Source organism: Dokdonia sp. Hel_I_63, assembly GCF_007827285.1.
Lineage (GTDB): Bacteria > Bacteroidota > Bacteroidia > Flavobacteriales > Flavobacteriaceae > Dokdonia.
In genome coordinates this window covers 3,452,296-3,460,000 of sequence record NZ_VISD01000001.1, presented here as the reverse complement: position 1 = coordinate 3,460,000, position 7,705 = coordinate 3,452,296, and the positions used below count along the sequence as shown (strand labels likewise).

The window sequence follows — 7,705 nt, the reverse complement described above, 5'->3', positions numbered from 1 at the left end:
AACTGCTATGGACTCTCCTTTAGAAATACAATTGTTCTTAAACTTTTCTTTTACCTGTAGGAACTCTTCTCGAGATCTATACTTACCACTCATGCCTCGTCTCAATACATCTGCCTCACCTAGATCTAAACCAGCATAATAATGAGCTACTTTAATAACATCTTCTTGATACACCATAACACCATAAGTGTCTGGCATAATACGCAGTAAAACTGGATGTCCTTTTTGTTTTGCTCTTTTAGGGTCTTTGTGACGTAAAATATACTCACGCATCATACCGCTTTTTGACACACCAGGACGTATAATGGAGCTTGCGGCTACTAGCGTTAAATAATCGCGAACACCTAGCTTTTTGAGTAGCATGCGCATAGCTGGAGATTCAACATAAAAACAGCCTATACAGTCTGCTTGTGAGATCATTTCATTTATGCGATCATCTGTAAAAAACTCTTTTGCGTTATGTATATCTGGAAGTGTAATCCCGGGATGATTCTGTTTTATGATAGCTACTGCGTCTTTTATTTTTCCGAGACCACGTTGCCCAAGGATGTCAAATTTGTAAAGCCCTACATCTTCTGCTATGTGCATGTCAAATTGTACCGTAGGAAAACCTTTAGGAGGTAGATTTGTAGCAGAAAAGTAATGAATAGGTTTACTAGAAATCAATATGCCAGCAGCATGGATACTCGTATAATTAGGTCTACCATGTAATACCTGCGCATATTTTAAAACTAGTTTTTTTATATCATCTAGACTATTTGGATCATAGCGACCATCGCTTAGTTTGTCAATTTCATACTTAGGCAATCCAAATACTTTACCTAATTCTCTTACTGCTCCACTATGTTTAAATGTGACATAAGAGCCTAGCAATGCAACTTGATGATTCCCTTTAAACTCTTTAAAAATATAGTCTGTAACGTCCTCACGGTCCCAAGTAGAAAAATCAATGTCAAAATCTGGAGGTGTTGCTCTATAGAGATTCATGAAACGTTCAAAATATAAATCGAGTTCTATAGGATCTACATCTGTAATACGTAATAAGTATGCTACAATACTATTTGCACCACTACCTCTCCCAACATAGTAATAGTCTTTGCTGCGAGCATATTCTATAATTTTCCAATTTATAAGAAAGAATGCAACATAATCTAATCGCTTTATTAGATCAAGCTCTTTCTTTAATCGACCCTTGATGATGTTATCTACAACTTCATAACGCTCTTTTAATCCCTTCTCACAAAGCTCGAGAAGTTTTTTGTAATCTGCTTCTGGACTTTTTAATAGTGTAGTTAAGTTTTGTGAGGGTTTATCTTTGCTAAAATTGAAATCGATCTTACATTCTTGTAAGAGGTTATTGGTATTCTCAATAAGTGATGGATAGTCTTTAAAAACCTGAGCAATCTCTTTTCGTGAGTACATCAAATCATTAGGACTTCCCTGATCTGTAGGTGGGAGCGTGCTAAGTAATACATTAGTATCTATAGCTCTTAATAAACGATGCGTGTTAAAATCTCTCTTATCGCGAAAGCTTACCGTGTGAAGAATAACTAACTTTTTTGTTAATGAACTAAGAGAAGAAAATTTAAGCTTATAAATATCTTTTGCTCGCACACCTAAATATTCATTACTAGCGAAAGTTACTTTCCCTAGCTCCATTACATTTTCAAAAGGATAAATAATAATTACATTTTCAAAATGCGGAGCTTGATCAGGAAATGGAGTTTTGTTATGTAAGTGTTTTGATAAGTAGTTGTTTATTTCAAGGAAGCCTTGGTTATTCATTGCAAGTGCAACGTAGCATTGCTTCGTATTGTTTCTAAAATCAACTCCTATGATAGGTTTTATATTTTTTTCTTTTGCTCGACGCACAAAATTTAGACAGCCAGATGTATTATTAATATCTGTAAGTGCAAAATGAGTACACCCTTCATGTATCGCTAGGTCTAGTAATTCCTCTTCAGAAATTGTTCCATACCGTAAACTATAATAAGAGTGATTATTGAGATACATTGTCTTAGACTTGGGGTTTTGATAAAATAAAGAGTCACTTATTACTGATGTCTATGAGCTAACAGTATAGGAGGCTCTCCATTAAAAGGATTACCTTGATTACCTATAGTCCTAGATCCTTCACCTATGGTATTTGCTCGTCGCACGCTATGATCACCATATTTATTTCTCAATTCATCCATTGCTTTATACAGATTTACGGTCTTATTAGTATTCTCAAAAAGGTCTATTTGATAATGCCCCTCTGTAAGACCACCAAAGCGTACACCTACTAACCTAATAAGCATCCTACGATTATTGAGCTTATTGAAAAGTTCTGTTACGGTTGGGATGAGCACATGATCTGCAGCAGTGTAGGGCACACGTAACTGTTTTGAGTATGTTTGAAAATCTGAATATCTTATTTTTATTGTTACGACAGAAGTGAGTTTGTTGCCTCGTCTAAGCTGGAAAGCTAGATTTTCTGCCATGGCAGTTATAGTAGTATGTAACTTCACCATGTCAATTGTGTCTTGACCATAAGTGCGCTCACTAGAGATAGATTTACGTTCGTGATACTCCACAATAGGGCTGTCATCAATACCATTACAACGCTCCCAGATGATACGTCCATTTTTTCCAAAAACAGAAGTCATCATTTCTACAGGCATTTGTTGTACAAGATCTACCGTGCGCACACCGAGATTACAAAACTGAGTAAAAGTCTTCTGACCTACCGAAGGAATTTTTTTGATAGATAATGGTGCAAGAAATACTTTCTCATAACCAGGGTCAATTTTAATCTCATTATTAGGTTTTGCTTCTCCAGTAGCCACTTTTGATACCGTTTTATTAGGAGACATTCCGAAGGAAATAGGTAAACCTGTTTCTCGCATAATACGCTGGCGAAGCTCTTTTGAATATTTATAGGCTCCAAAAAACTTATCCATCCCAGTGAGATCACCATAGAACTCATCTACACTTGTTTTTTCAAGTACTGGAAGTTCTTCTTGTAGAATCTGCGTTACCTCTTTAGACATTTTTGAATACGTGCCTCCATTACCTCGTATGTAAATACCATTAGGACATAGCTGTCTGGCTACTTTAATAGGCATAGCACTATGTACACCAAAGGTGCGAGCTTCATAGCTAGCAGCGCTTACCACGCCGCGATCGCCAGTACCACCTACAATAACGGGTTTCCCCATAAGGCGACTATCTAGCCTACGCTCACAAGAAACGAAGAAAGTATCAAGATCAAAATGAATAATTGTACGTTGCATAATATAGAATTAATCCAAAATTATGGAAATATTCCTATTCAAGTAATAGGTAACCTTATTTTAGTTATTAACATTGGTGGTTCGAGATTCATTGCGTTAACATTATTTAACAACCTTTCGGTTTCTGTTTTGGTTATCTTGATCCTCTTTAATTTTAATTTATTTTAGATGAAAATCACACGTCTTATAGCCCTTATTGCGCTGGTAACTATCACATTCTCGTGTAAGCAAGAAGTTGGAGATAATATCGCTTTCGCGAAAGCGGAAACCCCACAATTCAACGTTCCATTTGAAAAGTTTACCCTAGATAATGGGCTTACCGTAATCTTACATCAAGACGACTCAGATCCAGTAGTTGCAGTAGCACTTACAGCACACGTAGGATCTGCAAGAGAGATAGAAGGACGTACAGGTTTTGCTCATTTATTTGAGCACTTATTATTTTTAGAATCTGAAAACCTTGGAAAAGGAGGGCTAGATGCAATGAGCGCGCGTATAGGTGGTTCTGGAGCAAACGGATCTACAAGTCGTGATCGCACAAACTATTTTCAAACAGTGCCAAAAGATGCTCTTGAAAAAATGATTTGGGCAGAGGCAGATAAGCTAGGATACTTCATAAATACGGTAACAGATCCAGTTCTTGCAAAAGAAAAGCAGGTGGTAAAGAATGAAAAAAGGCAGTCTGTGGATAACCGTCCTTATGGTCACGCACGTTATGTGGTAGGGAAGAACCTTTATCCAGAAAACCATCCTTATAACTGGCAGGTAATAGGCTCATTAGAAGATTTACAAAATGCAACACTACAAGATGTAAAAGATTTTTATAATCGCTGGTACACGCCTAATAATACAACGCTTACTATCGCTGGAGATTTTGATATTGCGCAAACTAAGGAGTGGGTGGAAAAATATTTTGGAGAAATTCCAAGAGGAGAAGAAGTTCCAGCAATGGAAAAGCAACCTGTTACAGTAGCAAATACGAAGCGACTCTATTATGAAGATAACTTTGCTAGATTACCACAACTATCAATGACGTGGCCTACGGTGCCTAATTATGATAAGGACTCTTATGCACTTGAAGTGCTGGCTAGTTATCTTTCTAAAGGCAAGAATGCGCCGTTCAATAAGATTTTAATTGATGAGAAGCAGCTTACGGCTGGTGTGAGAATGTTCAATTTTGGTTCTGAAATCGCCGGAGAATTTAGTCTAAGCGTCAATGCATATCCTGGTAAAGACCTTGATGATGTACTTGTAGGAGTTAATGAGGCTTTTACAAAATTTGAGCTAGAAGGCATCTCACAAAAAGATTTAGACAGAATTAAAGCAGGGCAAGAAACACAGTTTTATAACGGTTTATCAAGTGTATTAGGAAAGGGGTTTCAGTTAGCGCAGTATGAGATTTTTGCTGGTGATCCTGCATACATCACAGAAGATGTAGATCGTATTCTTGCAGTGACTAAGGAAGATGTACAACGCGTTTACGAGCAGTATATAAAAGGTAAAAACTATATCGCTACTAGTTTTGTGCCTATAGGTCAAACAGCACTTGCACTTGAAGATTCTGATCTTGCACAAGTAGTGGAAGAAAAGATAGTAGAAGGTGCAGAGGAGACATTTGATGCTAGCATCGCAGCAGATTATGAGCGTACTCCTTCATCTTTTGATCGTAGTGAGGAGCCAGCATATGGCAAAACTGCTGAAGTTACTGTTCCTAATGTTTGGGAAGACAAACTTTCTTCTGGACTTGAAGTGTATGGTATCGAAAATGACGAAGTACCACTTGTGCAATTTCAGATGAATATACGTGGAGGATTACTTTTAGAGGATATCAATAGAGTAGGCGTTTCCAGTTTGCTAGCAGATTTACTTATGAAAGGTACTGCGACAAAAACTACTGCAGTACTTGAAAATGAGATTGAAAGCCTAGGAGCAAATATTTATACGTACTCAGACAAAGAGAATATATACATAGGCGGGAATACACTGGCTAAAAACTATGATAAAACCATTGCCTTGGTTCAAGAAATCCTCTTACAGCCACGCTGGGATAAGACAGAGTTTGACTTATTAAAGCAGAGTACCTTAAGTCGTCTGGAGCAGCAACAGGCAAACCCTAATAGTATTGCAGCTATACAATTTGATAAATTAATTTATGGAGAGCGTAGCCTACTAGCTCAAAACAGCTTAGGAACTCCAGCTTCTGTAAATGCAATTACAATTGGGGATTTAAAGAGTTATTATACCAATTATGTAGTTCCTAATGTTGCTAAGATGCAGGTGGTAGGTGCCGTAAGTAAAGAAAAAGCAACTACAGTTCTTGCAGGACTTAATAATAACTGGAAAGCTAGAGAGTTTACAATACCCGTAGTAGCCGTTCCTAAGGCTCCGGAGCAGTCTAACGTATATTTTTATGACGTTCCAGATGCAAAGCAGTCTGTACTTCGTTTTGGATACCCAGCAATGGCAGAAACCGATAAGGACTTTTACCCAGTACAAATGATGAACTACCGTTTAGGTGGCGGCGGTTTTGCCTCACAACTTACGCAGGAGCTAAGAGAAGGAAAAGGATACACTTATGGCATACGTTCAGGTTTTTCTGGGTCTACACTTCCTGGAGCATTTGCTATTTCAAGTGGTGTAAGGTCTAACGTTACTTATGAATCTTCGGCGCTAGTAAAAGATATTCTTAAGAACTATGGGAAGAACTTTACGCAACAAGATCTTGACGTATCTAAAAGCTTTTTATTAAAAAGTCAAGCACGTGCTTTTGAAACTATGGGAGCAAAGCTCAATATGCTAGATGATATTGCAAATCTGGGTATATCTCCAGATTATATAAAGGAACGCCAGGCTATTGTAGAGAACATGACAGTAGAAGAAATCAAGAAGTTATCAGATAAATATCTTAATCCAGATAAAATGATATACTTGATAGTAGGTGATAAGAAAACACAGATGGATAAACTAGAGCAGCTAGGTTATGGTACTCCGGTACTTTTGAATGAGAGTAAAGAGCCGGTGAAGAACTAGAAACTCAAATGTCTTAATTATAAAAAGCGAACTCTTGATGGAGTTCGCTTTTTTTATGCTTTCGCGAAAGCGTAATTCTATATAAAACCTATACTACAGCGATTCTAAGCTCTTCTCTTTACCCAAACGTTAAGTAGCATCCCTATGACCAGAATTCCCATCCCTACTAGAGGAGCGGTGTCATACCGTTCATTAAAGAGAAAGTAACCTAAGATTAAAGCATATACGAGTTCCATGTATTTAATGGGAGCTACGGTAGCTGTATCTGCAAGCTGAAAAGAACGCGTTAAGAAAACCTGTCCAAAAAGTCCGAACACTCCGATACCGCTTACATACCACCACTCAACACCTTTAGGCATACGCCAGTGTTGTATAAAGAAAAGGCTTCCTACGATGGAGATTACCATAAAGTAGTTGATTATAGTTAAAAAATGTTCTCGCGATCCTAAGTAACGCACGATGGTAAATACACCACCTACGAGAACAGAGGACATAATGATGAGTATAAAACTCATCGTATCTATTCTAAAATCTACTCCTTTTAGTACCAGTGCTCCTATAACTGAAATTATTAATGCAACCCATTGCCATGGTTTTACTTTTTCCTTTAAAAACCACAACGCAAAAATGGCACTAAATAAAGGAGCTGTATATCGTAAAGCAACTGCAGATCCTAATGGGATGCGCTGTATGACCACAAAATAAAGCGCGAGAGAAACAAAACTCAATATCCCTCTAGTTATGAGCCAAGAGAAATTACTCCCTATAACAGGAACTCGCTTGATAAGCATGTAAGGAAAAATGAAAATAAAGGTGCCCACGCATCTAAAGAATACAACTTGTAGTGGATGAAAATCTTCGAGATATTTTGCCAGTAAGTTCATCCACGTAAACGCAAATGCGGCAATAAGCATGTAAACAACTCCTTTTATCACTGGAAGAATTTTACCGCAAAGGTATCAGATAACATATCTATTTTAGTAATTATATAGGTTAATTATAACTACCTATTAACAAAAAATGTAATTGTACCATATTACATTTACACCCTAACCAATAAACAATTATTATTATGAAAAAAGTATTTGTAGTACTAGCACTTGTAGGATTTACATTATCAACAATCTCTTGTAGAGAAACAACTCAAGATAAAATTGAAAACTCTGCAGAAGCAGCAGGAGAAGATATCGAAAACGGACTGGAAGAAGCTGGTGATGCTATCGAAAATGCTGCCGAAGAAACTGGCGAAGCTATCGAAAATGGAGCTAACAAAGCTGGTCAAGAGATAGAAGAAGAAATCGAAGGAACAGACGATTATAATGGTGATGACGATAACAACTAAGAAGTCGTTATTAGTGTAAAAAAAAGCGAGCAGTGATGCTCGCTTTTTTTATGTTTGT

Annotated in this window: 5 protein-coding genes (1 of these 5 cut by a window edge); 2 read left to right on the top strand and 3 right to left on the bottom strand. The window is 37.3% G+C overall.

The window, feature by feature from the left end; translation table 11 throughout:
* Both JM84_RS15255 and dinB read right to left on the bottom strand, forming a co-directional pair.
* On the bottom strand, nt 1–2,013 hold the 5' portion of the coding sequence (locus JM84_RS15255) for a DNA polymerase III subunit alpha (protein WP_144785100.1). Its footprint begins 1,020 nt before the window's first position; only the first 2,013 of its 3,033 coding nucleotides appear in the window; the start codon lies at nt 2,011–2,013; its stop codon lies beyond the left edge, outside the window.
* Between the two features lie 41 nt (nt 2,014–2,054).
* On the bottom strand, nt 2,055–3,275 hold the full coding sequence (dinB, locus tag JM84_RS15250; protein ID WP_144785098.1) for a DNA polymerase IV: 1,221 nt from the start codon (nt 3,273–3,275) through the stop codon (nt 2,055–2,057).
* A gap of 168 nt (nt 3,276–3,443) precedes the next feature.
* Here dinB and JM84_RS15245 point away from each other — a divergent pair, with 168 nt between their 5' ends.
* On the top strand, nt 3,444–6,305 hold the full coding sequence (locus JM84_RS15245) for a M16 family metallopeptidase (RefSeq protein ID WP_144785096.1): 2,862 nt from the start codon (nt 3,444–3,446) through the stop codon (nt 6,303–6,305).
* 104 nt (nt 6,306–6,409) lie between these two features.
* Here the strand turns inward: JM84_RS15245 and JM84_RS15240 are convergent, their stop codons facing one another.
* On the bottom strand, nt 6,410–7,240 hold the full coding sequence (locus JM84_RS15240) for a DMT family transporter (RefSeq protein ID WP_144785094.1): 831 nt from the start codon (nt 7,238–7,240) through the stop codon (nt 6,410–6,412).
* A gap of 137 nt (nt 7,241–7,377) precedes the next feature.
* On the opposite strand from JM84_RS15240, the gene JM84_RS15235 reads away from it, so the two are divergent.
* Nucleotides 7,378–7,647 (top strand): hypothetical protein, encoded by a 270-nt coding sequence (locus JM84_RS15235; RefSeq protein WP_144785092.1) that lies wholly within the window; start codon nt 7,378–7,380, stop codon nt 7,645–7,647.
* The last annotated feature ends 58 nt before the right edge of the window (nt 7,648–7,705 follow it).